Origin of the sequence: Streptococcus sp. CF8-6 (assembly GCF_024295845.1) — a bacterium.
GTDB classification, from domain to species: Bacteria; Bacillota; Bacilli; order Lactobacillales; family Streptococcaceae; genus Streptococcus; species Streptococcus oralis_BO.
Map to the genome: position 1 here is coordinate 499,790 of NZ_JANCOF010000001.1, position 25,877 is coordinate 525,666.

Consider the following 25,877-nt stretch of genomic DNA (forward strand, 5'->3'; position numbering starts at 1 on the left):
TATGGCTGGGTGTTTTCGTTTTGTGAAAGAGGAAAATACGATGACTTGGAGAATTGTGCATGTCTGTCAGAGTGAAAAAATGCAATTGAAGTTAGATAATCTTCTGATTAAGAAAATGGGTCAAGACTATGTTATCCCACTGAGTGATATTTCGATAATTGTAGCAGAAGGAGGGGAGACTGTTGTAACTTTAAGGTTATTAAGTGCTTTAAGTAAGTATAATATTGCTTTAATTGTCTGTGATAATGAGCACTTGCCTACTGGAATTTATCATTCTCAAAATGGCCATTTTAGAGCCTATAAAAAATTACAGGAGCAATTATTGTGGACGCAGGAGCAAAAAGATAAATTATGGCAAATAGTAACCTATTTCAAAATAAACAATCAGCAAGATGTTCTTGCAATGTTTGAGAAAAATATTGATTGCATTCAATTATTAGCAGACTATAAAGATCATATTGAATATGGAGATAAAACCAATCGTGAAGGCCATGCTGCAAAAGTCTATTTTAACGAACTCTTTGGAAAAAAATTCGTACGTCTTACACAACAGGAAACGGATGTCATCAATGCTGGCCTAAATTATGGTTATGCAATCATGAGAGCGCAGATGGCACGTATTATTTCTGGGTATGGGTTAAATCCCTTAATAGGAATTTTTCATAAGAATGAATATAACCAATTTAACTTGGTTGATGACCTGATGGAACCTTTTCGGCAGATTGTCGATGTTTGGGTCTATCAAAATTTACGAGATGAAGAGTATTTGAAATACGAGTTTCGCTTGGCGCTAACAGATACATTAAATGCAAAGATTCGTTACGGTAAAGAAACGTGTTCTGTAACGGTAGCAATGGATAAGTATGTCAAAGGCTTTCTAAAATGTATCTCTGATAAGGATACTAGCAAATTTTACTGTCCAATGGTTTCGAGTGTAGAATGGAGCTAAAGAAATGAGGTATGAAGCATTGAGATTATTGTGTTTTTTTGATCTACCAATGGAAACAAATCAAGAAAAAAGAGTCTATCGTAATTTTCGAAAAGATTTAATTGCCAATGGTTTTGAAATGTTGCAGTTTTCTGTTTATTATAGGACCTGTCCTAATAGAAGTTTTGCTAGTAAATTCTATAAAAAATTAAGTCAGAGTAATTTACAGAGTGGGAATGTCCGTTTGCTTGCAGTGACTGAGAAACAATTTTCTGAAATGGTTTTAATCATTGGTGGAAAAACAAAGCAAGAAGAAGTAGTCAGTGATAATAAGTTGGTAGTTATATGAAAATGAACATTAGTCATCCATACAAGGATAAAATTTCATTAAGTTTTGGTCAATTTACTCAAATTGTAGGTCAAGATCAGCAATTAAAATACTATATTTGGCAGATACTATTATGGTATTTTGGAGGAAAAAAATATAGTGAGGAAGATTTAGTTCTATTTGAACAAAATGAGCCTAAAATACTAATAGACGATACAATGGTTTCCCGATCAGAATTCAGTGTTGTTCAAGTGTCCAATATCAATGATTTAATTGAACAAATGGAATATAAAAAAGGAACAGTAGCCTATGATTATATAAAGAAAAAGATTAATTCTATAGAGATAATGGAGCAAATTGAAAATATCAATGACAATCTAGATAGGATTTCACTTCTATTGAATCAGAAGTTGAATCTTCAATTAGATGACATTATCTATCATACCGAATCAAAATATTTTAATACGGATCAATTGATTCAAAAGAATTTTTTACCATACTTTGGAACCAATGATAAAAATATATCCTTTGAGTTTGTAGATAATAAGATAAAGTTTTTATTATTTCTTTCCATGTTAGAAGTTATGGCGACAAACAGTTCTGAAAAGTTTTTGCTTGTCTTACGAAATTTGGACGATTTTTTATCCTATAATGATTTTGTTGAATGTTGCGAGAAAATGGAGTTTCTGACTAATCATAGCGATTCATTATATATTGTTTCATTTCCTTCCAATGAAGGTTATCTTCATGTCACGAAAGAAGTTTTAGAAGAAATCAATATTGTTTCCGATTATGTTGATCATTTTTATTCTCTAGAATTTATGTATGATCGCTTTACCAATCAGTATCCAATAAATCAAATACCTGATGAACGAGAATTTTTAACTTCTTTAAGAAAAATTGGATCCTATTTATTTAGCTCGGACATTCTCCATATGAGTTTATCTGTAGAAGATCAAGTAGCATTAAAAATTTTGAATAATTTGTATCAGTACAAAATGAAAACAAAATTCCGTATTGAATCAATCAATCCAATGTTATTGAAATATTTGGAAGAATAGTATTGACGAGTGAGATTCAAGGCTTTATAATGTTTTTGAGGGAACAAAAATCAAAATTGACGAATTTGAGGTTTTTGTACTCTCAAGATTTAAGTAACTGTACAACTTCAACGAGATACATAGTAAAGCGGTAAGGTTTTTGTACTCTCAAGATTTAAGTAACTGTACAACGTTAGCTAGTTCAAATTGAATATCCGTTACGTTTTTGTACTCTCAAGATTTAAGTAACTGTACAACTTCTTACTATATATGGATGTTTTTGTAGTTGTTTTTGTACTCTCAAGATTTAAGTAACTGTACAACTGCGGATTTTTGACTTGGTTTGGAAGATCTGTTTTTGTACTCTCAAGATTTAAGTAACTGTACAACAATCTTCAATCCTATTGTAGACAAGGAAGAGTTTTTGTACTCTCAAGATTTAAGTAACTGTACAACTTGCAACCTATGTCACTCGTTTAATGAACAGTTTTTGTACTCTCAAGATTTAAGTAACTGTACAACTGGACGGATGCAAGAGTTAAACACTCTGCAGTTTTTGTACTCTCAAGATTTAAGTAACTGTACAACACACCTGCTAAGACAGCTATAATCCCATTTGTTTTTGTACTCTCAAGATTTAAGTAACTGTACAACACTACGAGGAGAATTACATGGCAAGAGAGCGTTTTTGTACTCTCAAGATTTAAGTAACTGTACAACCTTCTCCAAGAGCTCCCAGCTCTTCACAGAGTTTTTGTACTCTCAAGATTTAAGTAACTGTACAACTGATTTAGCTTATCATACCTTTACTATCTAGTTTTTGTACTCTCAAGATTTAAGTAACTGTACAACAGGGAAGGTGCATATTGCATACATTCCTAGGTTTTTGTACTCTCAAGATTTAAGTAACTGTACAACAACAATCGTAGTTCGAAATAATGATGACGTGTTTTTGTACTCTCAAGATTTAAGTAACTGTACAACTAACACCATAAGGAGGCTAGTATGGCAAACGTTTTTGTACTCTCAAGATTTAAGTAACTGTACAACAGTGCAGCCTAATTCTGGAGCTACGGATTAGTTTTTGTACTCTCAAGATTTAAGTAACTGTACAACCAGGTTCTACCTCCGGGACTGTTCCACCTAGTTTTTGTACTCTCAAGATTTAAGTAACTGTACAACCTGTGGCGTATCTATTCAAGCCGTAGATAAGTTTTTGTACTCTCAAGATTTAAGTAACTGTACAACATCCAAATTCGATGTGCCATTCAAAGCTGAGTTTTTGTACTCTCAAGATTTAAGTAACTGTACAACAACGCCGAGACACGAAACATTTAGGGTTTAGTTTTTGTACTCTCAAGATTTAAGTAACTGTACAACAAATATCGTAACCGTTATGACTTGATACGTGTTTTTGTACTCTCAAGATTTAAGTAACTGTACAACCACGAAATTCATATAAATTGTAAACCAATTGTTTTTGTACTCTCAAGATTTAAGTAACTGTACAACGATCTGAATTAGATCTAACTCAGTAATCGGAACGGGAACGCCCTCTTTAGTTTCTTAAGAATCAGCTCACCTGTATGGTATAATGTCATATAGTAGCGACCAGAGAGGAAGGGAGCGGAAGTGATGCTAGCTATTTTTATTGATTCTATAGGTGACAAGTCAGGGACCTATAAGTTGTTAAGAAGCCATTCATCCTTGCCTTTTTCTTTAATCCAATCTAGAATCAAAAATCATGACACGGTGATCGAAGTTGACATGTTAGATTTGGATGGATTAAGAAAGGTTCGAGAACTCATTCATGAGTTGAATGTCATTGGAACCAAGGTTACGATGAGGGATTCGACTGGTATTATCACCTTAGAAATAGTAAATAATCTTATTTCCACCTTTGAAGAGATTGTGGCTGAAAGAGAAGAACTGGATGCCCTGATGTTTGAGGAGGAAGAGTGAGTGCTACGTTTTCCAGTGGATTACCAAGTTAGTTTTTTAGTAATAGAAGGAAAATCGATGAATGATAATAGAAATTTATTGTGCTTCCTACAGGAGTTGTTATACGGTCTTGTAGATCTTGTCAGTGAGAAAGAATATCAGGAGTTTGTTGTAGAATCCTTAAAACTTTCTAAACAGGAACTTGATAAAGAGAGTGGTTTTTGTCCAGATATTTTATACAATCGACTGGAAAATATGGACGAGCTGGATATCTTGACATTTCAGGTGTTGGATAAGAAAACCAATCCACTAGTATGGAACTGTATCGCTAATTTCTTTGTCCTAGTTTGTCACTACTCATATATTGCTTCTGAGGAGGTTTACCTGCCACAAACGATTGAAAGTGCCGACGAGGACATACTTGAGGCTCTTTCTTCAAGTTACAAACAAATCCTAGCTGAAAATAGGGAGCTTATTTCACAAATAACTGGTCCAGAAATAGAAGGATATTTAAAGGATGAGCTCGTTAAAAACTATTTTGGTTCACTATTTTTATCAGATGAGAATGAATAGGCTATTCGTTCAAGTATAGATCAGGAGAGGATATGCTTACGAGTTATTTTATGTTGATTTTTGCTGAAGCAATTGTAAACCGTATGAAAACACGATACAATTCTCAAATTCGAACTGCCTTGGATGCATGTTGGAGTTTTTTGGAGAATAGAGATAAAAGGGGAGAGGAACTTTATCGCCTTTTAGATGATGGGACAGACTTCAGTGGAATATTTATCTACATGCAGTTAGATGAAAATGAAGCGAATGGTCTCTTGTGGGACAACATTAGTTATGCAATAGGTGTGACTGCTAAAGAAGCTTTTGAGTTTGAAAATAAGAAGGAGCTTCCTTCTCCCTTGGAAAACATTGAACCGGAACTACTTGATGTCTTTATTGATAATTTAAAAGAGATTAGCATGGATCTTTATCATCACGTCGAAACAGTAAAAATTTTCATCAATAAAAATCCATACCCATCAAGAGAATCTGCCCTAAAAGAACTAGATAGACTAGGATTACTTAGATGATTTGGCGAAAAATCAAAAAGAACACCCCGGAAGTTAGAGTTTCATCTCTACCTTTTGGGGTGTCGTTTATTTTTTATAGTTAAGCATTTTACAGTACCCACGTTCGGATAGCATGGGCAACGCCGGATTCATCATTTGTTTTGGTGATGTATTTGGCGATTTTTTTGAGTTCAGGATTTCCATTTTCCATAACAACGGGATTTCCAACGACCTCGAGCATGGCGCGGTCATTTTCTTCGTCACCGATCGCCATGGTTTCATCTTTGGTCAATCCTAGTTTTTCAGCTAAGTGAGTGATGGCTGAACCCTTGTCCACATTCTTTTTAAGGAGTTCGAGGTAGAAAGGAGCAGATTTGTTAATAGAGTATCGTTCGTAAAATTCTGCTGGAATTTTTTCAATCGCAGCGTCGAGAATTTCTGGTTCATCAATAAACATACATTTGACGATTTCCTTGTCAGCCATTTCTTCTGGAGTGCGGTAGAAAATAGGCATGCTGACGAGGGTTGATTCGTGCACCGTGTATTTTCCGATATTGCGATTGGCAGTATAGATACCGTCCTTGGTAATAGCGTGCATGTGAACACCGAGCTTGCGACTGAGAAATTCCATATCTAGATAATCCTCATAGGTCAAGGATTCGCTGATAATCTCATGGCCAGTAGCAGTCTCTTGGACAAGGGCACCGTTGAAGGTTACCACATAGTCGCCCTTGTCTCTCAACTGCAAGTCGTCCAGAAGTTTTGCAACGCCTGCAATGGGACGACCTGTTGCAATAACGACCTTGACGCCAGCTTGTTTGGCATCTTGGATGGCAGAAAAGACTTCCGGAGTGATTTCCTTTTGACTGTTGACTAGGGTACCATCGATATCGACGGCAATTAGTTTAATACTCATACATTTCCTCTATTCGTTCTTATTTGGGGTAAAATGATCGTTCTCAATCAAGTGTAAAAATTGCTGGGTAATGCTTGCGAAGATGCTGTTTTGGTCCAACATTTCTTTTGGGAAATAAAAACGATTATCTCCGTGGCGACTGCCAGCAAGGGATTGGACGATAGGAGACAGGCTAGAGAGTTCTGCTAGTTCTCCATTTTTCTGTAGAATCTCAATCTGTGTCCGTGGGTTTTCAGATTCGGGACGATAGATATCATAAGGGAGGTCAAAGTTCTTATGAATAGCAGTATAGTAGTCTGGATCAAAACCGATTTCTTCAACCAGTTGTCTCATGGTTGCGAGTTGGTCTTGGTCTTCTTGTGAAAAAGTAATGGATTTAAAGACCTTGCGGTTGACAAAACGTTGCGACAAGTCGGCTAGTATCTTGTCAGGACTGGTCATCCAGAGTTGGAAGTAGGTATTCATCACGCCGTCATCAAGTGCCAGATAGTCAGATAGAGTAACTTTCTTTTCAAAAAAAGGTAGCAAATGAGGAGAAGTGCGTGCAAAGAAGTCCTTGTCTTCAGGATAGAGTTCCTTGGCGCGCTTGAGAAGATTCTGTAGGAGGACTTCCATGGCCCGAGTTGCTGGGTGGAAATAAACCTGCATATACATCTGGTAGCGACTGAGGACATAGTCTTCAATAGCGTGCATGCCATTGCGCTGAAAGGCGATCCCATTTTCGACAGGACGAATCACTCGGAGGATTCGAGTCAGGTCAAATTCCCCATAAGATGCTCCTGTAAAATAGGAGTCGCGCAAGAGATAGTCCATGCGGTCTGCATCAATCTGACTGGAAATGAGCTGTACGACCTGCTTGTTAGGATAGGTATGGTCAATGACACTGGCAACTTTTTTTGGAAAGTCAGGCGCTACTTGTAACAAGACTTGGTGAATCTCTGTCTCAGGACTTTGGATGATTTCCTGAGTAATGGCCTCATGATCTGTATCAAAGAGATGTTCAAAAGTATGAGAGTAGGCACCATGCCCGAGGTCATGAAGGAGCGCAGCAGTCATGGTCAAAAGAGACTCAGCAGGATCCCATTCTTCAGGATATTTTTCTTCAAAAATCTCCGTGATACGACGAGCAATCTCATAGACTCCTAGACAGTGGGAAAAGCGACTGTGCTCCCCACCATGGAAAGTATAGCTGGAAGTTCCTAGCTGTTTGATACGGCGCAGACGTTGAAATTCCTTTGTATTGATCAAGTCATAGATGACCTGATTATTGACATGGATATAGTTGTGAACTGGGTCACGGAATACTTTTTCGTTCATATGACCATTATAGCAAAATCCTGCTCTTTTTGGTAAAATAGTAGGACAAGAGACAAGAAAGAGGATTTGATGTGAAGATTCGGATGCGCAATACGATTCAGTTTGATGAACAATTGGAAGTCATTGACCAACTCTATGACGTGGAAGTGCGTGAAAAGGGCGATTATAGCTATCTGCTTTTTTATAATGAGGAAAAAGAAAAAGTAGTTATTAAATTCCATGGTCAAGAACTGGTGATGACCCGTTTTTCCAATCCGAAGACCATTATGCGTTTTCTCAAGGATAGTGATAGTTTGGCCTATATTCCTACACCAATGGGGATGCAGGAGTTTATCATTCAAACGAGTCACTACAAACTGGATGGGCAAAAGATTGAACTCGCCTATCAACTGCAAAATCAAGAGGGACAACCCTTTGCCAGCTATCAATTAGAAATTACTTGGGGATAAGAAAAAGGTTGGCGAATGCCAACCTTATTTGATATAGAGTTCTTGATTTTTTAGGACAATTTCACGTACACTTGCGAATTTCTTGAGTTTTTTCAGTTCTTCAGGATGGGTTACCAGAGTGATAACATAGCCCTCTTTGCCCATGCGACCTGTACGGCCAGCGCGGTGGGTATAGGTTTCCATATCTCTAGGAATATCAAAGTTTACGACGCATTCTAGGCTATCGATATCAATTCCACGAGCCAGAAGGTCAGTTGCAAGGAGCAGGGTTAGTTGCTTATCTTTAAACTTTTCTAAGATGACTTTTCGATATTTTACATTGACATCGCTAGCGAGGGAAACAGCTAAGATATCCCGATACTGTAGTTTTTCCTCCGCACTTCCAAGATCTGACAAGCTGTTAAAGAAGACCAGACCACGGAAATCCTCAACATGAGCTAGTTTTCGTAGCATATCCACACGGTGACGTTGGTCTACCTGCATATAGAAGTGTTGGATGTTGTCCAGTTTTTGATCAGAGAGATCAATGGTGCGCGTGTTTGGTGCAATCTTCTCTTGGTCAAACTTGGTCGTCGCACTCATGTAGACGAGTTGGTGGTCACGAGGTGCGTAGTGAGTGATTTTCTCAACAAAGTGAATCTGAGAATCATCGAGTAATTGGTCAAATTCATCCAGGATGATGGTTTCCACATTCATCATCTTGATTTTTTTTAATTTAATCAACTCAAAGATACGGCCAGGGGTTCCAATCAGAATTTCTGGTCCTTTTTTGAGTCGTTCAATCTGGCGTTTCTGACTCGAACCTGATAAGAAGAGCTGAGCAGTTAAGCCGATAGCCTCTGACCACGTTTTACATACATCAAAAATCTGTCCAGCAAGTTCCGTATTTGGTGCTAGAATCAAGAGTTGCTGGGCTTTTTTCTTTTGTAGTCTGAGAAGGCTTGGTAGGAGGTAAGCTAGGGTCTTACCAGTTCCTGTTGGGCTCACTCCTAGGAGGTTTTCTCCAGCAAGTATAGGCTCAAATAGTTGAGTTTGAATGGGGGTAAATCCTTGGAAACCGAGTTGGTCACTCAATTCCTGCCATTCAGTCGGTAGTTTGGTTTTCATTTTTCTGCCTCAAATCTAATGCCAGCAGTCTGGCGCATAGTATATAGTAGCTCATGAATAGAGCTTGCATCATCCAGCCAAGTCTGGTAGATCGTCTGGTCTGGTTGCTGGATCATCTGAGCAAACGCAGCAACTTCCTCAGTCATCGTATGAGGAGCCTGTTGGATAGGGAGTTGAACTTGATTTCCTTGGTGGTCGCTAAAAATAGCTGAGCGGACATGTTCAATCGTGTTAAGGGTCAAGGTTCCATCTGCTGTGTAAATCTCACAAGGAAGATTGGAAGTGATGTTTTTCCCAGCTTTGATATGAACTTGAAAGTCAGGGTAGAAGAGGATACCGTCTCCATTTAGGTCAATGCTATTGTCAAGCTGTTGAGCTTGATAAATCGCGTCTTGAGCCTTTCCAAAGAGGCGAACGGCAGCATAGAGAGGATAAATCCCCAAGTCCATAAGGGCTCCACCAGCAAAACGATCTGAAAAGACATTTGGCGTCTGCCCATCTAACAAGTTCGGCATCTTGGATGAATACTTAGCATAATTGAAATCAGCTCCCAACACTTGCTTGTCTGCTAAAAAGTTTTTGATAGTGGTAAAAGCTTTCTCGTGGTAATTACGAGCCGCCTCAAAGATAAAACAGTGATTTTTCTCAGCTGTCTGTCTCAAATCCAGCCACTCTTGTGGCTGCGTGACAGCTGGCTTTTCAAGAATGACGTGCTTACCAGCAGACAAGGCAGCCTTGGCTTGAACAAAATGCAAGGAGTTTGGACTGGCGATATAGACCACATCAAAGGAAGACTTAAAGAAGTCTTCTAATTGATCAAAGAGTTGGATATCTTGATAACAAGAAGCAAAGGTTGCGGCAGTTTCTAACTTTCTAGAGTAGACAGCAACCAGCTGGTATTCTTCACTGGTATGTGCTGCCTCTATGAAATGATGACTGATAGCGCTTGTTCCGATGACACCTAATTTAAGCATAAATACTCCTTTTCCGACTTCAAATCCTTCCTTCATTATAACATAGAAAAGAAAGACTATCCAACAGATGGTAAAAATTTTCAAATGGACTACGCTTTTCTCAAAGAAAGTGGTACAATATTGAAATGAGTAAATGAAACTGAAATGGGAGTGAAAATGAGATTATTGCCAATAAGAAAAATATCTCGTCAGTCTAAGAGACTAGCGCTTTTTTTGACTTTTTGTGCAGGATATGTCGATGCCTATACCTTTATCGTTCGAGGGAACACCCTTGTGGCTGGACAAACAGGGAATGTCGTCTTTCTTTCTGTAGGACTCATTCAGCAGAATGTATCGGATGCTAGTGCTAAAGTAATGACCTTGCTTTTCTTTATGATGGGTGTCTTTTTTCTGACATTGTATAAGGAAAAACTACGAATTGTTAAAAAGCCGATTTTGTCCTTGATTCCTCTTGCAGTCCTGTCTTTAATTATTGGCTTTGTGCCGCAAACGGTTGATAATATCTATCTCGTACCGCCCTTGGCCTTCTGTATGGGACTAGTGACAACTGCTTTTGGAGAAGTGTCTGGTATTGCCTATAATAATGCTTTTATGACAGGGAATATCAAACGTACCATGTTGGCTTTTGGAGATTATTTCCGGACCAAGCATACACCTTTCCTACGAGAGGGCTTGATTTTTGTTAGCTTGCTCAGCAGTTTTGCCTTCGGAGTTGTTTTTTCAGCTTATTTGACGATTTACTATCAGGAGAAGACAATTTTAGGTGTTCCTCTTATGATGAGTATCTTTTACTTCAGCATGCTTTTTGCTTCTTGGAGAAAAAAAGGGAAAGAAAAAGCTTAATTTTAATTGATTTCACTTGTAAGAAGAAAGAAGATATGCTATACTTGAAGAGTTGACTATGCACAATCCTGTGCAACCGCACGAACATCGTTTGCTCGTCGTATACAAAATTTAAACTTTGTTATACTTAGAGCTCTTCTTTTAAGTGGTTCGTCCCACGATGCTAGGCGAGTCTTCACAAAAATACGGGGAAACCCTAAAAATCATAGGAGGTGCATAATGAGCACATACGCAATTATCAAAACTGGCGGAAAACAAGTTAAAGTTGAAGTTGGTCAAGCAGTTTACGTTGAAAAATTGAACGTTGAAGCTGGTCAAGAAGTTACTTTTAACGAAGTTGTTCTTGTTGGTGGTGAAAACACTGTTGTCGGAACTCCACTTGTTGTTGGAGCTACTGTAGTTGGAACTGTTGAAAAACAAGGAAAACAAAAGAAAGTTGTTACTTACAAGTACAAACCTAAAAAAGGTAGCCACCGCAAACAAGGTCACCGTCAACCATATACAAAAGTTGTCATCAACGCGATCAACGCTTAATTTTAAGGAGAACACATGATACAAGCAGTCTTTGAGAGAGCCGAAGATGGCGAGCTGAGGAGTGCGGAAATTACTGGACACGCCGAAAGTGGCGAATACGGCTTAGATGTCGTGTGTGCATCGGTTTCTACGCTTGCCATTAACTTTATCAATTCCATTGAGAAGTTTGCAGGCTATGAACCAATCTTAGAATTAAACGAAGATGAAGGTGGCTATCTAAAGGTTGAAATACCAGCGGATCTTCCTTCACACCAGAGAGAAATGACCCAGTTATTCTTCGAATCATTTTTCTTAGGTATGGCAAACTTATCGGAGAACTCTTCTGAGTTCGTCCAAACCAGAGTTATCACAGAAAACTAACACGGAGGAAAACATTATGTTAAAAATGACTCTTAACAACTTGCAACTTTTCGCCCACAAAAAAGGTGGAGGTTCTACATCAAACGGACGTGATTCACAAGCGAAACGTCTTGGAGCTAAAGCAGCTGATGGACAAACTGTAACAGGTGGATCAATCCTTTACCGTCAACGTGGTACACACATCTACCCAGGTGTAAACGTTGGACGTGGTGGAGACGATACTTTGTTCGCTAAAGTTGAAGGCGTAGTACGCTTTGAACGTAAAGGTCGCGATAAGAAGCAGGTTTCTGTTTACCCAATCGCAAAATAAAAAGGTCCAGTGAACCTTTTTATCCCGAGCCTTAAAATGAAAAGGCGAGGAAGCTAAAACTAGCATAAAATAAGGCTTTCCGAGTTTTCGGAGAGCCTATTTTTTTGTTTTGATACCCATTTTGAATTTAATAGAGAATAGTTAGATTTAAACTTGCGATGGGTACTTTTTTCTTTTTTGGAAAAATTCTGAAATATGGTATAATGAACAGATAGAGAAGTTGGGGGTAAAAGATGAACATTCAACAATTACGCTATGTTGTGGCCATTGCCAATAGTGGTACTTTCCGTGAAGCTGCTGAAAAGATGTATGTAAGCCAGCCAAGTCTGTCTATTTCTGTGCGCGATTTGGAAAAAGAGCTGGGTTTTAAGATTTTCCGTCGGACGAGTTCGGGAACGTTTTTGACCCGGCGTGGAATGGAATTTTATGAAAAAGCGCAAGAATTAGTCAAAGGCTTTGATGTTTTTCAAAATCAGTATGCCAATCCTGAGGAAGAGAAGGATGAATTTTCCATTGCCAGTCAGCACTATGACTTCTTGCCACCAACGATTACGGCTTTTTCAGAACGTTATCCTGATTATAAGAACTTTCGTATTTTTGAGTCTACCACAGTTCAAATTTTAGACGAAGTAGCCCAAGGACATAGTGAGATTGGGATTATCTACCTCAACAACCAAAATAAAAAGGGCATCATGCAACGGGTTGAAAAGCTAGGCTTGGAAGTTATTGAACTAATTCCTTTCCAGACTCACATTTATCTTCGTGAAGGCCATCCTTTAGCACAGAAAGAGGAATTGGTCATGGAGGATTTAGCGGATTTACCAACAGTTCGTTTTACTCAGGAAAAGGATGAGTATCTATACTATTCAGAGAACTTTGTCGACACCAGCGCGAGCTCCCAGATGTTCAATGTGACTGACCGTGCTACTTTGAACGGTATTTTGGAGCGGACGGATGCTTATGCGACTGGATCTGGGTTTTTAGATAGTGACAGTGTTAATGGCATCACAGTCATTCGTCTCAAGGACAATCTAGATAACCGCATGGTCTATGTCAAACGGGAAGAAGTGGAGCTTAGCCAAGCTGGGACTCTTTTCGTAGAAGTCATGCAAGAATATTTTGATCAAAAGAGGAAATCATGAAAAAAAGAGGAATAGTAGCAGTCATTGTACTGCTTTTGATTGGGCTGGATCAGTGGGTTAAAGCCTATGTTGTCCAGCAGATTCCACTGGGTGAAGTTCGTTCGTGGATCCCCAATCTCGTTAGCTTGACCTATCTGCAAAATCGTGGGGCAGCCTTCTCCATGCTACAAGATCAGCAGTGGTTATTTGCTGTCATTACACTGGTCGTTATGGTAGGAGCCATTTGGTATTTACATAAACACATGGAGGATTCTCTCTGGCTAGTTTTCGGACTGACTTTGATAATAGCGGGAGGTCTGGGCAACTTTATTGACAGAATGAGTCAAGGTTTTGTGGTGGATATGTTTCACCTAGACTTTATCAACTTTGCGATTTTCAATGTTGCTGACAGCTATTTGACAGTTGGTGTGATTATTCTATTGATTGCAATGCTTAAAGAGGAAGTAAATGGAAATAAAAATTGAAACTGGTGGGCAACGTCTAGACAAGGCTCTGTCAGATCTGACAGAATTGTCACGCAGTCTCGCGAATGAACAAATCAAGGCTGGACAAGTTTTGGTGAATGGGCAAGCCAAGAAAGCCAAATACACTGTCCAAGAGGGGGATGTCGTCACTTATCACGTGCCAGAACCAGAGGTTTTAGAGTATGTGGCTGAGAATCTGCCGCTCGAGATCATCTACCAAGATGAGGATGTAGCCGTTGTTAACAAACCTCAAGGTATGGTGGTTCATCCCAGCGCCGGTCATACCAGTGGAACCTTGGTCAATGCCCTCATGTACCATATCAAGGACTTGTCGGGTATCAATGGGGTTCTGCGTCCAGGAATCGTTCACCGCATCGACAAGGACACGTCTGGTCTCCTTATGATTGCTAAGAATGATGAGGCTCACTTGGCACTTGCCCAAGAACTCAAGGACAAGAAGTCTCTCCGCAAATACTGGGCGATTGTTCATGGCAATCTTCCCAATGATCGTGGTGTCATTGAAGCGCCGATTGGTCGGAGTGAAAAAGACCGTAAGAAACAGGCAGTGACTGCTAAAGGGAAGCCAGCAGTGACTCGTTTTCAAGTCTTGGAACGCTTTGGAGATTATAGTTTGCTAGAGTTGGAACTGGAAACAGGACGTACCCACCAAATCCGTGTTCATATGGCTTATATTGGCCATCCAGTCGCTGGTGATGAAGTCTATGGTTCTCGTAAGACTTTGAAAGGACATGGACAATTTCTCCATGCTAAGACTCTAGGCTTTACCCATCCGAGAACAGGTGAAACCTTGGAATTTACAGCAGATATTCCAGAGATTTTTAAGGAAACGCTGGAAAGATTGCGGAAAGCTGAGAATAGATAAAAGAGTTGAGATGACTGTCTCAACCTTTTTATTTCAAGTCTTTTCTATTTTAAAGCATTCATGTTATAATGGATAAATATGAAGAATCGGAGTGAGAATATGAAGTACAAACGAATCGTCTTTAAGGTAGGGACTTCCTCCTTGACAAATGAAGACGGGAGTTTATCAAGGAGTAAAGTAAAGGCAATTACCCAGCAATTGGCTATGCTGCATGAGGCTGGACATGAGTTGATTTTAGTGTCATCTGGGGCAGTTGCCGCTGGATTTGGAGCTTTGGGTTTTAAAAAACGTCCAACCAAGATTGCAGATAAACAAGCTTCGGCTGCAGTTGGTCAAGGACTTTTGTTGGAGGAATATACAACCAACCTCCTCATGCGCCAGATTGTTTCTGCACAAATCTTGCTGACCCAGGATGATTTTGTGGATAAGCGCCGTTATAAAAATGCCCATCAGGCCTTGTCTGTATTGCTCCATCGTGGTGCCATTCCTATCATCAATGAAAATGACAGTGTCGTCATTGACGAACTCAAGGTTGGGGACAATGACACTCTAAGTGCTCAGGTAGCGGCGATGGTCCAAGCAGACCTTTTAGTTCTCTTGACGGATGTGGACGGTCTCTATACTGGAAATCCCAACTCAAATCCAACAGCCAAACGTTTGGAGAAAATCGAGACTATCAATCGTGAGATTATTGATATGGCTGGTGGAGCAGGTTCTTCAAACGGAACTGGGGGCATGCTGACAAAAATCAAAGCTGCAACTATTGCGACGGAGTCAGGTGTGCCAGTCTATATTTGCTCCTCCTTGAAATCGGATGCACTGATTGAGGCAGCTGAAGAAACTAGGGATGGTTCCTTCTTCGTTGCGCAAGAGAAGGGACTTCGTACCCAGAAACAATGGCTGGCCTTCTATGCTCAAAGCCAGGGAACGATTTGGGTAGATGGTGGAGCTGCAGAGGCACTTTCAAAAAACGGGAAAAGTCTCCTTTTATCAGGCGTGGTAGAAGTGGAAGGAAACTTCTCTTACCATGATATTGTCACAGTAGCAGATAAAGAAACCGGTCAATCTCTTGGAAAGGGACGTGTCCAATTTGGTGTCTCAGCCCTAGAAGATATGCTCCGTTCTCAAAAAGCTAAGGGAGTCTTGATTCACCGTGATGACTGGATTTCCATCACTCCCGAAATCCAGCTGCTCTTTACAGAATTTTAGAGGTGAACGATGGTAAGTACACAAGAACAATTTGAACAGGTACAGGCTGTTAAGAAATCAATCAATACTGCTAGTGAAGTAGTGAAAAACCAAGCCTTGCTAGCCATGGCTGATCACTTATTGGTAGCTACTGAGGAGATTCTAGAAGCCAATGCCCTTGATATGACAACTGCCAAGGGGAAAATTTCAGATGTTATGCTAGACCGTCTTTATTTGGATGCGGGTCGAATCCAAGCGATGGCAAGAGGGATTCGAGAAGTGGTTGCTTTACCAGATCCTATTGGTGAAGTACTAGAAACAACTCAGCTTGAAAATGGCTTGGTTATTACTAAGAAGCGTGTGGCCATGGGGGTTATTGGTATTATCTATGAAAGCCGTCCAAATGTGACGTCTGACGCGGCTGCTTTGGCTCTTAAAAGTGGAAATGCGGTCGTTCTTCGTAGTGGTAAGGACGCCTACCAAACTGCTCATGCTATTGTCACAGCCTTGAAGAAGGGCTTGGAGACGACTACCATTCATCCAGATGTGATTCAACTAGTAGAAGATACCCGTCGAGAAAGTAGCTATGCCATGATGAAGGCCAAGGGTTATCTAGACCTTCTCATTCCTCGTGGAGGGGCTGGTTTGATCAATGCGGTGGTTGAAAATGCTATAGTGCCTGTTATCGAGACAGGAACTGGGATTGTCCATGTCTATGTAGATAAGGATGCAGACGAAGACAAGGCTCTATCGATTATCAACAATGCTAAAACCAGCCGTCCTTCTGTCTGCAATGCCATGGAGGTCTTGCTGGTTCATGAAGACAAGGCAGCGGATTTCCTTCCTCACTTGGAGAAAGTTCTGGTTACAAGTCGAAAAGAAGCTGGACTGGAACCAATTCAATTCCGCTTTGATGAGAAAGCAAGTCACTTTCTTTCAGGTCAATTAGCTGAGGCCCAAGATTTTGACACTGAGTTTTTAGATTATATCCTAGCGGTTAAGGTTGTGAGTAGTTTAGAAGAAGCGGTTGGGCATATTGAAGCTCACAGTACCCATCATTCGGATGCCATTGTGACAGAAAATGCCGAATCTGCAGCCTACTTTACAAATCAAGTGGACTCAGCAGCAGTTTATGTCAATGCTTCAACACGTTTCACTGATGGAGGCCAGTTTGGTCTTGGATGTGAGATGGGGATTTCTACTCAGAAACTACACGCGCGTGGTCCAATGGGCTTGAAAGAGTTGACTAGCTACAAGTATGTGGTTACTGGTGACGGACAGATAAGGGAGTAAGAGATGAAGATTGGATTTATCGGTTTGGGGAATATGGGGGCTAGTCTGGCTAAGGCTATCCTGCAGGCCAAGACGGGTGATGACCTTCTCCTTGCCAATCGCAGTCAAGCGAAAGTAGATGCTTTTATTGCCGACTTTGGTGGTCAGGCTTCCAGCAATGAAGAAATTTTTGCAGAAGCAGATGTAATCTTTCTAGGAGTTAAGCCTGCTCAGTTTTCTGAACTACTTGCTCAATACCAGACCATCCTTGAAAAACGAGAGAGTCTTCTTTTGATTTCTATGGCAGCTGGATTGACCTTGGAAAAACTAGCGGGTCTTCTGTCAAGTCAACATCGGATTATTCGCATCATGCCCAATACTCCAGTGGCTATTGGCCAAGGAGTGATTAGTTATGCCATGTCAGCAAATTGTCGTGCTGAGGACAGTGAGCTCTTTTGTCAGCTTTTAGCCAAGGCCGGTCTCTTGGTTGAGCTGGGAGATGGCTTAATCGATGCGGCGACAGGTCTCGCAGGTTGTGGACCAGCTTTTGTCTATCTCTTTATCGAGGCTTTGGCAGATGCGGGTGTACAGACAGGATTGCCACGAGAAATGGCCTTGAAAATGGCAGCCCAAACAGTAGTCGGCGCTGGACAAATGGTCCTCGAAAGCCAGCAACATCCTGGAGTTTTGAAAGACCAAGTTTGCAGCCCAGGAGGTTCGACTATCGCGGGTGTAGCGAGTCTGGAAGAACATGCCTTTAGAGGTACCGTCATGGACGCAGTTCAGCAAGCTTATAAACGAACACAAGAACTAGGTAAATAAGAGGTTGGATGACTCCCAGCCTCTTTTATGGTCGATTGAATGGAGAAGACACAAAAAGATTGTCACAAAAATCTATTTTTTTGATAGAATAGAAGGTAGAAAAAAAGAAATGAGTTAGACATGTCAAAAGGATTTTTAGTCTCTCTTGAGGGACCAGAGGGAGCAGGAAAGACCAGTGTTTTAGAGGCTCTGCTACCAATTTTAGAGGAAAAAGGAGTAGAGGTGCTGACGACCCGTGAGCCAGGTGGAGTCTTGATTGGGGAGAAGATTCGTCAAGTGATTTTGGACCCAAGTCATACGCAGATGGATCCTAAAACGGAACTCCTTCTCTATATTGCCAGTCGTAGACAGCACTTGGTGGAAAAAGTTCTTCCAGCACTTGAAGCTGGCAAGTTGGTCATTATGGACCGCTTCATCGATAGTTCTGTTGCTTATCAGGGATTTGGTCGTGGCTTGGATATTGATGCCATTGATTGGCTCAATCACTTTGCGACAGATGGCCTTAAACCTGATTTGACACTTTATTTTGACATCGAGGTGGAAGAAGGGCTGGCTCGCATTGCTGCTAATAGTGACCGCGAGGTCAATCGGTTGGACTTGGAAGGCTTAGACTTGCACAAGAAAGTTCGTCAAGGTTACCTTTCTCTTCTGGACAAAGAAGGAAATCGCATTGTCAAGATTGATGCGAGTCTTCCTTTGGAGCAAGTTGTGGAAACGACCAAGGCTGTCTTGTTTGACAGAATGGGCTTGGATAAATGAAACAAGAACAACTAAAAGCTTGGCAGCCAGACCAGTTTGACCGCTTTGTCCGTATCCTAGAACAAGATCAGCTCAATCATGCCTATCTCTTTTCAGGTTTCTTTGGAAGCTTGGAAATGGCGCAGTTTTTGGCTAAGAGCCTCTTTTGTACGGATAAAGTAGGCGTTTTGCCGTGTGAGAAATGCCGAAACTGTAAGCTGATTGAACAGGAAGAATTTCCCGATGTTACTTTAATCAAGCCAGTCAATCAGGTCATCAAGACAGAACGAATTCGGGAATTGGTGGGTCAGTTTTCCCAAGCAGGTATTGAAAGCCAGCAACAGGTTTTTATTATCGAACAGGCGGAGAAAATGCACCCCAACGCGGCCAATTCTCTGCTCAAGGTCATCGAAGAACCTCAGAGTGAAGTTTACATTTTCTTCTTGACCAGCGATGAGGAAAAGATGTTGCCAACTATCCGTAGTAGGACTCAGATTTTCCACTTTAAAAAGCAGGAAGAAAAGCTCATCCATCAATTAGAACAAGCAGGTCTAGTTAAGAAAAAAGCGACTCTCTTAGCCCAGTTTAGTCAATCGCGAATTGAAGCTGAAAAGTTGGCCAATCAGGCAAGTTTTTGGACCTTGGTGGATGAGAGCGAACGCCTACTGACCTGGTTATTAGCCAAGAAAAAAGAAAGTTATCTGCAAGTTGCTAAATTAGCCAGCTTGGCAGATGATAAGGAAAAGCAGGATCAGGTCTTGCGAATCCTCGAAGTTCTCTGTGGGCAGGATCTCTTGCAAGCAAGGATGCGACAGATTTTACAAGATTTGGTAGAAGCCAGAAAAATGTGGCAAGCTAATGTAAGCTTTCAAAATGCCATGGAATATCTGGTCTTGAAAGAAATATAAACTCAATGAAGGATAAAGAAAGGAAAGGGCTGGTTTATGGATAAAAAAGAATTATTTGACGCGCTGGACGATTTTTCTCAACAGTTATTGGTGACCTTGGCCGATGTGGAAGCCATCAAGAAAAATCTCAAGAGCCTGGTAGAGGAAAATACAGCTCTTCGATTGGAAAATAGTAAGTTGCGCGAACGCTTGGGCGAGGTGGAAGCAGATACTCCCGTCAAGGCTAAGCATGTTCGTGAAAGTGTCCGCCGAATCTATAAAGACGGTTTTCACGTATGTAATGATTTTTATGGACAACGTCGCGAGCAGGACGAGGAATGTATGTTCTGTGATGAGTTGTTATATAGGGAGTAAGCATGCAGATTCAAAAAAGTTTTAAGGGCCAAACTCCCTATGGCAAGCTTTATCTAGTAGCAACGCCGATTGGCAATCTAGATGACATGACTTTTCGTGCCATCCAGACTCTGAAGGAGGTGGATTGGATTGCTGCTGAGGACACACGCAATACAGGGCTTTTGCTCAAGCATTTTGATATTTCCACTAAGCAGATCAGTTTTCACGAGCATAATGCCAAGGAAAAAATTCCTGATTTGATTAGTTTCCTGAAGGCCGGTCAAAGTATTGCTCAGGTATCTGATGCGGGTCTGCCTAGTATCTCAGACCCTGGTCATGATTTGGTCAAGGCAGCTATTGAGGAAGAAATCGCAGTTGTTACCGTTCCAGGTGCCTCTGCAGGGATTTCTGCCTTGATTGCCAGTGGCCTAGCGCCACAGCCACATATCTTTTACGGTTTCTTACCGAGAAAATCAGGCCAGCAAAAGCAATTTTTCGACTTAAAAAAAGATTACCCAGAAACTCAGATTTTCTATGAATCACCCCACCGTGTAGCGGATACGTTAGAAAATATGCTAGAAGTCTACGGTGACCGCTCGGTAGTCTTGGTTAGAGAATTGACCAAAATCTATGAAGAATACCAACGAGGAAAGATCCCTGAATTGCTAGAAAGCATCGCTGAAACGCCACTCAAGGGCGAATGCCTTCTCATCGTTGAAGGTGCCAGTCAGGATGTGGAGAAAAAGGACGAGGAGGACTTGTTTTCAGAAATCCAAACCCGTATCCAGCAAGGCATGAAGAAAAATCAAGCCATTAAGGAAGTTGCGAAACTCTACCAGTGGAATAAAAGTCAGCTCTACGCTTCCTACCACGATTGGGAAGAAAATCAAGAAAATGCCTAAACAGGGAAGTTTGCCTTCTTCCCTTTTTTTGTTATACTAGTAAAAGAAAAATTAGAAAGATTTGTGGGAGTGAAAAAGTCCGGGGGACTTTTTCAGCCTGAGCCTAGAAACTCGTAATCTCGTAAGTTTAGTTGGCTTTTTCAATGTGAATCTTGTCTTCACACTCCCAAAGAGGTATTAGTGTCATGTCTCAATCTTATATCAATGTTATCGGAGCAGGTTTAGCGGGGTCTGAAGCTGCCTACCAAATCGCAGAACGTGGTATTCCAGTTAAACTCTATGAAATGCGTGGTGTCAAGTCAACACCTCAGCACAAAACAGACAATTTTGCTGAATTGGTTTGTTCCAATTCCTTACGAGGGGATGCTTTGACAAATGCTGTCGGGCTTCTCAAGGAAGAAATGCGTCGCTTGGGTTCTGTTATCTTGGAATCTGCTGAAGCTACACGTGTTCCTGCGGGCGGTGCCCTTGCGGTGGACCGTGACGGTTTCTCCCAAATGGTGACTGAGAAAGTGGCCAACCACCCCTTGATTGAGGTGGTTCGTGATGAAATTACAGAATTGCCGACCGATGTTATTACAGTTGTCGCTACTGGTCCTTTAACCAGCGATGCCCTAGCTGAAAAGATTCATGCCCTTAATGACGGCGATGGTTTCTATTTCTACGACGCAGCGGCGCCGATTATCGATGTCAACACCATTGATATGAGCAAGGTCTATCTCAAGTCTCGTTATGACAAGGGAGAGGCGGCCTACCTCAATGCTCCAATGACCAAGCAAGAGTTTATGGATTTCCATGAAGCCTTGGTCAATGCGGAAGAAGCACTGCTCAATTCCTTTGAAAAAGAAAAGTACTTTGAAGGTTGTATGCCTATCGAAGTCATGGCTAAGCGTGGCATTAAAACCATGCTTTATGGTCCGATGAAGCCAGTCGGTTTGGAGTATCCAGACGACTACACAGGACCTCGTGATGGCGAATTTAAAACCCCTTATGCAGTTGTTCAACTTCGTCAGGACAATGCGGCTGGTAGCCTCTACAATATCGTTGGTTTCCAAACCCACCTCAAATGGGGGGAGCAAAAGCGTGTTTTCCAAATGATTCCAGGTCTTGAAAATGCTGAGTTTGTCCGTTATGGGGTCATGCACCGCAATTCTTACATGGATTCACCAAATCTTCTTGAACAGACTTATCGTTCTAAGAAACAACCCAACCTCTTCTTTGCTGGTCAAATGACGGGTGTGGAAGGCTATGTTGAGTCAGCAGCCTCAGGATTAGTTGCAGGTATTAACGCGGCTCGACTCTTCAAGGGTGAAAGTGAAGCTATCTTCCCAGAGACCACAGCGATTGGAAGTCTGGCTCATTACATCACCCATGCGGACAGCAAACATTTCCAACCAATGAATGTCAATTTTGGGATTATCAAGGAATTGGAAGGCGAGCGTATCCGTGATAAAAAAGCTCGTTATGAAAAAATTGCAGAGCGTGCTCTTAGCGACTTAGAGGAATTTTTAACGGTTTAATTTTTTTGAAAGAATTGCTCATGATACTATAAAAATCTTAGAAATTGTGATAAAATAGGTAGGATAAAAAAAGGAGAGTAAAAATGGCGAATCCCAAGTATAAACGTATTTTAATCAAGTTATCAGGTGAAGCCCTTGCCGGTGAACGTGGCGTAGGGATTGATATCCAGACAGTTCAAACAATCGCAAAAGAGATTCAAGAAGTTCATAGCTTAGGTATCGAAATTGCCCTTGTTATTGGTGGAGGAAATCTCTGGCGTGGGGAACCTGCTGCAGAAGCAGGAATGGACCGTGTTCAGGCAGATTACACTGGAATGCTTGGGACCGTGATGAATGCTCTTGTGATGGCAGATTCATTGCAGCAAGTTGGTGTCGATACGCGTGTGCAAACTGCCATTGCCATGCAACAAGTGGCAGAGCCGTACGTACGTGGACGTGCCCTTCGTCATCTTGAAAAAGGCCGCATCGTTATCTTTGGTGCTGGGATTGGTTCACCTTACTTCTCAACAGATACAACAGCTGCCCTTCGTGCAGCTGAAATCGAAGCGGATGCCATTCTGATGGCTAAAAATGGGGTAGACGGTGTTTACAATGCCGATCCTAAGAAAGACAAAACTGCCGTTAAGTTTGAAGAATTGACCCACCGTGACGTTATCAATAAAGGTCTTCGTATCATGGACTCAACTGCTTCAACCCTCTCTATGGACAACGACATTGACTTGGTTGTCTTCAATATGAACCAACCAGGCAACATCAAACGTGTCGTATTTGGTGAAAATATCGGAACAACAGTTTCAAACAATATCGAAGAAAAGGAATAAGAAAATTATGGCTAATGCAATTGTAGAAAAAGCTAAAGAGAGAATGACCCAGTCTCACCAATCACTTGCTCGTGAATTTGGTGGTATCCGTGCCGGTCGTGCCAACGCAAGCTTGCTAGACCGTATCCACGTAGAATACTACGGAGTCGAAACTCCTCTTAACCAAATCGCTTCAATTACCATTCCAGAAGCGCGTGTCTTGTTGGTAACACCATTTGACAAGTCTTCATTGAAAGACATCGAACGTGCCTTGAACGCTTCTGACCTTGGTATCACACCAGCTAATGACGGTTCTGTGATCCGCTTGGTTATCCCTGCTCTTACAGAAGAGACTCGTCGTGACCTTGCCAAAGAAGTGAAGAAGGTCGGTGAGAATGCTAAAGTGGCTGTCCGCAATATCCGTCGTGATGCTATGGACGAAGCTAAAAAGCAAGAAAAAGCAAAAGAAATCACTGAAGACGAATTGAAGACTCTTGAAAAAGATATTCAAAAAGTAACAGACGACGCTGTGAAACACATCGACGACATGACTGCCAATAAAGAAAAAGAAATCTTGGAAGTCTAAAAATAAACAGAAAAACTCAGTTGGCATTGCTGGCTGAGTTTTATTCGAAAGAAGGAAATATGAATACAAATCTTGCAAGTTTTATCGTTGGACTCATCATCGATGAAAATGACCGTTTTTACTTTGTGCAAAAGGATGGTCAGACCTATGCTCTTGCTAAGGAAGAAGGTCAACATACAGTAGGGGATACGGTCAAAGGTTTTGCCTATACAGATATGAAGCAAAAACTCCGCTTGACCACTCTAGAAGTGACTGCTACTCAGGACCAATTTGGCTGGGGAACCGTAACAGAAGTTCGTAAGGACTTGGGTGTTTTTGTCGATACCGGTCTACCTGATAAGGAAATCGTTGTGTCACTCGATATCCTCCCTGAACTCAAGGAACTCTGGCCTAAGAAAGGTGACAAACTCTACATCCGTCTTGAAGTGGACAAGAAAGACCGAATCTGGGGACTCTTGGCTTATCAGGAAGACTTCCAACGTCTGACTCGTCCTGCCTACAACAACATGCAGAACCAAAACTGGCCAGCCATTGTTTACCGTCTCAAGCTGTCAGGGACATTTGTTTACCTACCAGAGAATAACATGCTTGGTTTCATTCACCCAAGTGAACGTTACGCAGAGCCACGTTTGGGGCAAGTGCTAGATGCGCGTGTCATCGGTTTCCGTGAAGTGGATCGTACCTTGAACCTATCCCTCAAACCACGTTCCTTTGAAATGTTGGAAAATGATGCTCAGATGATTTTGACCTACTTGGAAAGCAATGGCGGTTTCATGACCTTGAATGATAAGTCGTCTCCTGAGGATATCAAGGCAACCTTTGGTATCTCTAAAGGTCAGTTCAAGAAAGCACTCGGCGGCTTGATGAAGGCTGGCAAAATCAAGCAAGACCAGTTTGGTACAGAGTTGATTTAGGGAGGCTTATGAGAAAATCATTTTACACTTGGCTCATGACTGAGCGCAATCCTAAAAGTAACAGTCCCAAAGCCATCTTGGCAGACCTCGCTTTTGAGGAGTCAGCCTTCCCAAAACACACGGATGACTTTGATGAGGTGAGTCGCTTTTTGGAGGAGCATGCCAGTTTCTCTTTTAACCTAGGAGATTTTGATGCCATCTGGCAAGAATACTTAGAACACTAGAGACAATAAGATAAGGCTAGTATTTTATTGTTCTCTTTGCTATAATAAAAAGAAATAAATGGATTAGAGAGGTTCTTTATTTGAAGGAACATTCAATAGACATTCAACTGAGTCATCCAGATGACTTGTTTCATCTTTTTGGATCCAACGAGCGCCATCTTCGTTTGATGGAAGAAGAGCTCGATGTGGTGATTCATGCTCGTACGGAGATTGTCCAGGTTTTGGGAGAAGAGACTGCCTGTGAGGAAGCTCGTCAGGTTATCCAAGCATTGATGGTTTTGGTGAATCGAGGGATGACAGTCGGCACACCAGATGTGGTGACTGCGATTAGCATGGTCAAAAACGATGAAATTGACAAGTTTGTCGCCCTTTACGAAGAAGAAATTATCAAAGACAATACTGGGAAACCGATCCGTGTCAAAACCTTAGGTCAAAAGCTTTATGTGGACAGTGTCAAACAGCATGATGTGACCTTTGGAATCGGGCCTGCTGGGACAGGGAAGACCTTTCTTGCGGTGACCTTGGCAGTGACTGCCCTTAAACGTGGGCAAGTCAAGCGAATTATTCTGACTCGACCAGCAGTGGAAGCAGGTGAGAGTCTAGGATTTCTTCCGGGTGATCTTAAGGAGAAGGTCGATCCTTACCTTCGACCTGTTTACGATGCTTTGTACCAAATTCTCGGAAAAGATCAAACGACCCGTCTCATGGAGCGTGAAATTATCGAAATCGCTCCCCTTGCCTACATGCGTGGTCGGACCTTGGATGATGCCTTTGTCATTCTCGATGAAGCACAAAATACGACCATCATGCAGATGAAGATGTTCCTGACTCGTTTAGGCTTTAATTCTAAGATGATTGTCAATGGAGATATCAGTCAGATTGACCTGCCGCGTAATGTCAAGTCCGGTTTGATTGATGCCCAAGAAAAGCTCAAGAATATTCACCAAATCGACTTTGTTCATTTTTCAGCTAAGGATGTGGTTCGTCATCCAGTTGTCGCTCAGATTATCCGAGCTTATGAACCAGCTCCAGTTAAGGTTGAAGAAAAGAAGGAAGAAACAGAATAGCAAAAA

31 protein-coding genes, 1 pseudogene, 1 CRISPR repeat array and 1 other annotated feature are annotated in these 25,877 nt (G+C 41.3%); of the genes and pseudogenes, 27 read left to right on the forward strand and 5 right to left on the reverse strand.

Features of this window, described 5'->3' with window-relative positions:
- Positions 1–40 precede the first annotated feature (40 nt).
- The 6 genes from cas1 (at position 41) to NML69_RS02425 (ending at position 5,319) form a co-directional block, all read left to right on the forward strand.
- Positions 41–949, forward strand: coding sequence for a type II CRISPR-associated endonuclease Cas1 (gene cas1 / locus NML69_RS02400; protein WP_254725200.1), 909 nt, complete (start codon positions 41–43; stop codon positions 947–949).
- Positions 950–953: 4 nt separating this feature from the next.
- Entirely contained in the window at positions 954–1,277 is a 324-nt protein-coding gene (cas2, locus tag NML69_RS02405) for a CRISPR-associated endonuclease Cas2 (RefSeq protein ID WP_254725201.1), read from the forward strand.
- On the forward strand, positions 1,274–2,317 hold the full coding sequence (csn2-St, locus tag NML69_RS02410) for a CRISPR-associated protein Csn2-St (protein ID WP_254725202.1): 1,044 nt from the start codon (positions 1,274–1,276) through the stop codon (positions 2,315–2,317). The genes cas2 and csn2-St overlap by 4 nt, the downstream gene beginning before the upstream one ends.
- Positions 2,318–2,387: 70 nt before the next feature.
- Positions 2,388–3,808: direct repeats of the CRISPR family, unit length 36 nt; unit sequence GTTTTTGTACTCTCAAGATTTAAGTAACTGTACAAC.
- A gap of 123 nt (positions 3,809–3,931) precedes the next feature.
- A complete protein-coding gene (locus NML69_RS02415) occupies positions 3,932–4,258 on the forward strand; it encodes a hypothetical protein (RefSeq protein ID WP_198459775.1) in 327 nt (108 codons plus the stop codon).
- The gene (locus tag NML69_RS02420) at positions 4,259–4,810 is read left to right on the forward strand and encodes an Imm6 family immunity protein (protein ID WP_232619940.1); all 552 of its coding nucleotides are present in this window, start codon (positions 4,259–4,261) and stop codon (positions 4,808–4,810) included.
- Positions 4,811–4,842: 32 nt separating this feature from the next.
- On the forward strand, positions 4,843–5,319 hold the full coding sequence (locus NML69_RS02425) for an Imm6 family immunity protein (RefSeq protein WP_000958203.1): 477 nt from the start codon (positions 4,843–4,845) through the stop codon (positions 5,317–5,319).
- Between the two features lie 88 nt (positions 5,320–5,407).
- Here the strand turns inward: NML69_RS02425 and yidA are convergent, their stop codons facing one another.
- Both yidA and NML69_RS02435 read right to left on the reverse strand, forming a co-directional pair.
- Entirely contained in the window at positions 5,408–6,214 is an 807-nt protein-coding gene (gene yidA / locus NML69_RS02430) for a sugar-phosphatase (RefSeq protein ID WP_198459774.1), read from the reverse strand.
- A gap of 9 nt (positions 6,215–6,223) precedes the next feature.
- Positions 6,224–7,531, reverse strand: a complete 1,308-nt coding sequence (locus tag NML69_RS02435) for an HD domain-containing protein (RefSeq protein WP_042902410.1) — start codon at positions 7,529–7,531, stop codon at positions 6,224–6,226.
- Between the two features lie 71 nt (positions 7,532–7,602).
- On the opposite strand from NML69_RS02435, the gene NML69_RS02440 reads away from it, so the two are divergent.
- Entirely contained in the window at positions 7,603–7,980 is a 378-nt protein-coding gene (locus NML69_RS02440; protein WP_254725203.1) for a DUF1934 domain-containing protein, read from the forward strand.
- Positions 7,981–8,004: 24 nt separating this feature from the next.
- Here the strand turns inward: NML69_RS02440 and NML69_RS02445 are convergent, their stop codons facing one another.
- Both NML69_RS02445 and NML69_RS02450 read right to left on the reverse strand, forming a co-directional pair.
- Complete coding sequence (locus NML69_RS02445; protein WP_254725204.1) at positions 8,005–9,087, reverse strand: DEAD/DEAH box helicase; 1,083 nt, start codon at positions 9,085–9,087, stop codon at positions 8,005–8,007.
- A complete protein-coding gene (locus tag NML69_RS02450; RefSeq protein WP_254725205.1) occupies positions 9,084–10,061 on the reverse strand; it encodes a Gfo/Idh/MocA family protein in 978 nt (325 codons plus the stop codon). Before NML69_RS02450 ends, NML69_RS02445 begins: the two co-directional genes overlap by 4 nt.
- Before the next feature lie 156 nt (positions 10,062–10,217).
- On the opposite strand from NML69_RS02450, the gene NML69_RS02455 reads away from it, so the two are divergent.
- The 4 genes from NML69_RS02455 (at position 10,218) to rpmA (ending at position 12,108) form a co-directional block, all read left to right on the forward strand.
- On the forward strand, positions 10,218–10,904 hold the full coding sequence (locus tag NML69_RS02455; RefSeq protein WP_254725206.1) for a YoaK family protein: 687 nt from the start codon (positions 10,218–10,220) through the stop codon (positions 10,902–10,904).
- 64 nt (positions 10,905–10,968) lie between these two features.
- Positions 10,969–11,089: a sequence feature (ribosomal protein L21 leader region), on the forward strand.
- A 34-nt stretch (positions 11,090–11,123) separates the two neighbouring features.
- A complete protein-coding gene (gene rplU / locus NML69_RS02460) occupies positions 11,124–11,438 on the forward strand; it encodes a 50S ribosomal protein L21 (RefSeq protein WP_061813524.1) in 315 nt (104 codons plus the stop codon).
- Positions 11,439–11,453: 15 nt separating this feature from the next.
- Positions 11,454–11,798, forward strand: a complete 345-nt coding sequence (locus tag NML69_RS02465; RefSeq protein WP_000613697.1) for a ribosomal-processing cysteine protease Prp — start codon at positions 11,454–11,456, stop codon at positions 11,796–11,798.
- Between the two features lie 16 nt (positions 11,799–11,814).
- Complete coding sequence (gene rpmA / locus NML69_RS02470; RefSeq protein WP_000916509.1) at positions 11,815–12,108, forward strand: 50S ribosomal protein L27; 294 nt, start codon at positions 11,815–11,817, stop codon at positions 12,106–12,108.
- Positions 12,109–12,274: 166 nt separating this feature from the next.
- Here rpmA and NML69_RS02475 read toward each other — a convergent pair.
- A pseudogene (locus tag NML69_RS02475) lies at positions 12,275–12,349 on the reverse strand (AraC family transcriptional regulator); the annotation flags it as partial.
- Here NML69_RS02475 and NML69_RS02480 point away from each other — a divergent pair.
- From NML69_RS02480 to NML69_RS02555, 16 genes are all read left to right on the forward strand, one after another.
- Positions 12,342–13,250, forward strand: a complete 909-nt coding sequence (locus NML69_RS02480; RefSeq protein ID WP_001025717.1) for a LysR family transcriptional regulator — start codon at positions 12,342–12,344, stop codon at positions 13,248–13,250. The pseudogene NML69_RS02475 and the gene NML69_RS02480 sit on opposite strands and share 8 nt — an antisense overlap.
- Entirely contained in the window at positions 13,247–13,714 is a 468-nt protein-coding gene (gene lspA, locus NML69_RS02485; RefSeq protein WP_125456935.1) for a signal peptidase II, read from the forward strand. Before NML69_RS02480 ends, lspA begins: the two co-directional genes overlap by 4 nt.
- The gene (locus NML69_RS02490; RefSeq protein ID WP_254725207.1) at positions 13,698–14,597 is read left to right on the forward strand and encodes an RluA family pseudouridine synthase; all 900 of its coding nucleotides are present in this window, start codon (positions 13,698–13,700) and stop codon (positions 14,595–14,597) included. Before lspA ends, NML69_RS02490 begins: the two co-directional genes overlap by 17 nt.
- A 99-nt stretch (positions 14,598–14,696) precedes the next feature.
- Positions 14,697–15,806 carry a glutamate 5-kinase gene (gene proB, locus NML69_RS02495; protein ID WP_254725208.1) on the forward strand — a complete coding sequence of 370 codons (1,110 nt, stop codon included), beginning with the start codon at positions 14,697–14,699 and terminating at the stop codon, positions 15,804–15,806.
- Positions 15,807–15,815: 9 nt separating this feature from the next.
- Positions 15,816–17,078 carry a glutamate-5-semialdehyde dehydrogenase gene (locus tag NML69_RS02500; protein ID WP_254725209.1) on the forward strand — a complete coding sequence of 421 codons (1,263 nt, stop codon included), beginning with the start codon at positions 15,816–15,818 and terminating at the stop codon, positions 17,076–17,078.
- Between the two features lie 3 nt (positions 17,079–17,081).
- A complete protein-coding gene (proC, locus tag NML69_RS02505; RefSeq protein ID WP_254725210.1) occupies positions 17,082–17,879 on the forward strand; it encodes a pyrroline-5-carboxylate reductase in 798 nt (265 codons plus the stop codon).
- A 120-nt stretch (positions 17,880–17,999) separates the two neighbouring features.
- The gene (gene tmk, locus NML69_RS02510; protein WP_096407625.1) at positions 18,000–18,638 is read left to right on the forward strand and encodes a dTMP kinase; all 639 of its coding nucleotides are present in this window, start codon (positions 18,000–18,002) and stop codon (positions 18,636–18,638) included.
- Positions 18,635–19,525, forward strand: coding sequence for a DNA polymerase III subunit delta' (locus NML69_RS02515; RefSeq protein ID WP_254725211.1), 891 nt, complete (start codon positions 18,635–18,637; stop codon positions 19,523–19,525). Before tmk ends, NML69_RS02515 begins: the two co-directional genes overlap by 4 nt.
- A 36-nt stretch (positions 19,526–19,561) precedes the next feature.
- A complete protein-coding gene (yabA, locus tag NML69_RS02520) occupies positions 19,562–19,879 on the forward strand; it encodes a DNA replication initiation control protein YabA (protein WP_000358229.1) in 318 nt (105 codons plus the stop codon).
- A gap of 2 nt (positions 19,880–19,881) precedes the next feature.
- Entirely contained in the window at positions 19,882–20,760 is an 879-nt protein-coding gene (gene rsmI / locus NML69_RS02525; protein ID WP_049550011.1) for a 16S rRNA (cytidine(1402)-2'-O)-methyltransferase, read from the forward strand.
- 185 nt (positions 20,761–20,945) lie between these two features.
- On the forward strand, positions 20,946–22,280 hold the full coding sequence (trmFO, locus tag NML69_RS02530; protein ID WP_254725212.1) for a methylenetetrahydrofolate--tRNA-(uracil(54)-C(5))-methyltransferase (FADH(2)-oxidizing) TrmFO: 1,335 nt from the start codon (positions 20,946–20,948) through the stop codon (positions 22,278–22,280).
- 83 nt (positions 22,281–22,363) lie between these two features.
- Complete coding sequence (pyrH, locus tag NML69_RS02535; RefSeq protein ID WP_000002996.1) at positions 22,364–23,101, forward strand: UMP kinase; 738 nt, start codon at positions 22,364–22,366, stop codon at positions 23,099–23,101.
- 7 nt (positions 23,102–23,108) lie between these two features.
- The gene (gene frr, locus NML69_RS02540; RefSeq protein ID WP_001262235.1) at positions 23,109–23,666 is read left to right on the forward strand and encodes a ribosome recycling factor; all 558 of its coding nucleotides are present in this window, start codon (positions 23,109–23,111) and stop codon (positions 23,664–23,666) included.
- Positions 23,667–23,725: 59 nt separating this feature from the next.
- Positions 23,726–24,580 carry an RNA-binding virulence regulatory protein CvfB gene (gene cvfB, locus NML69_RS02545; RefSeq protein ID WP_254725213.1) on the forward strand — a complete coding sequence of 285 codons (855 nt, stop codon included), beginning with the start codon at positions 23,726–23,728 and terminating at the stop codon, positions 24,578–24,580.
- Between the two features lie 8 nt (positions 24,581–24,588).
- Positions 24,589–24,804, forward strand: coding sequence for a YozE family protein (locus NML69_RS02550; RefSeq protein WP_001232084.1), 216 nt, complete (start codon positions 24,589–24,591; stop codon positions 24,802–24,804).
- Positions 24,805–24,884: 80 nt separating this feature from the next.
- Entirely contained in the window at positions 24,885–25,871 is a 987-nt protein-coding gene (locus NML69_RS02555; RefSeq protein WP_084854010.1) for a PhoH family protein, read from the forward strand.
- Positions 25,872–25,877: the final 6 nt, after the last annotated feature.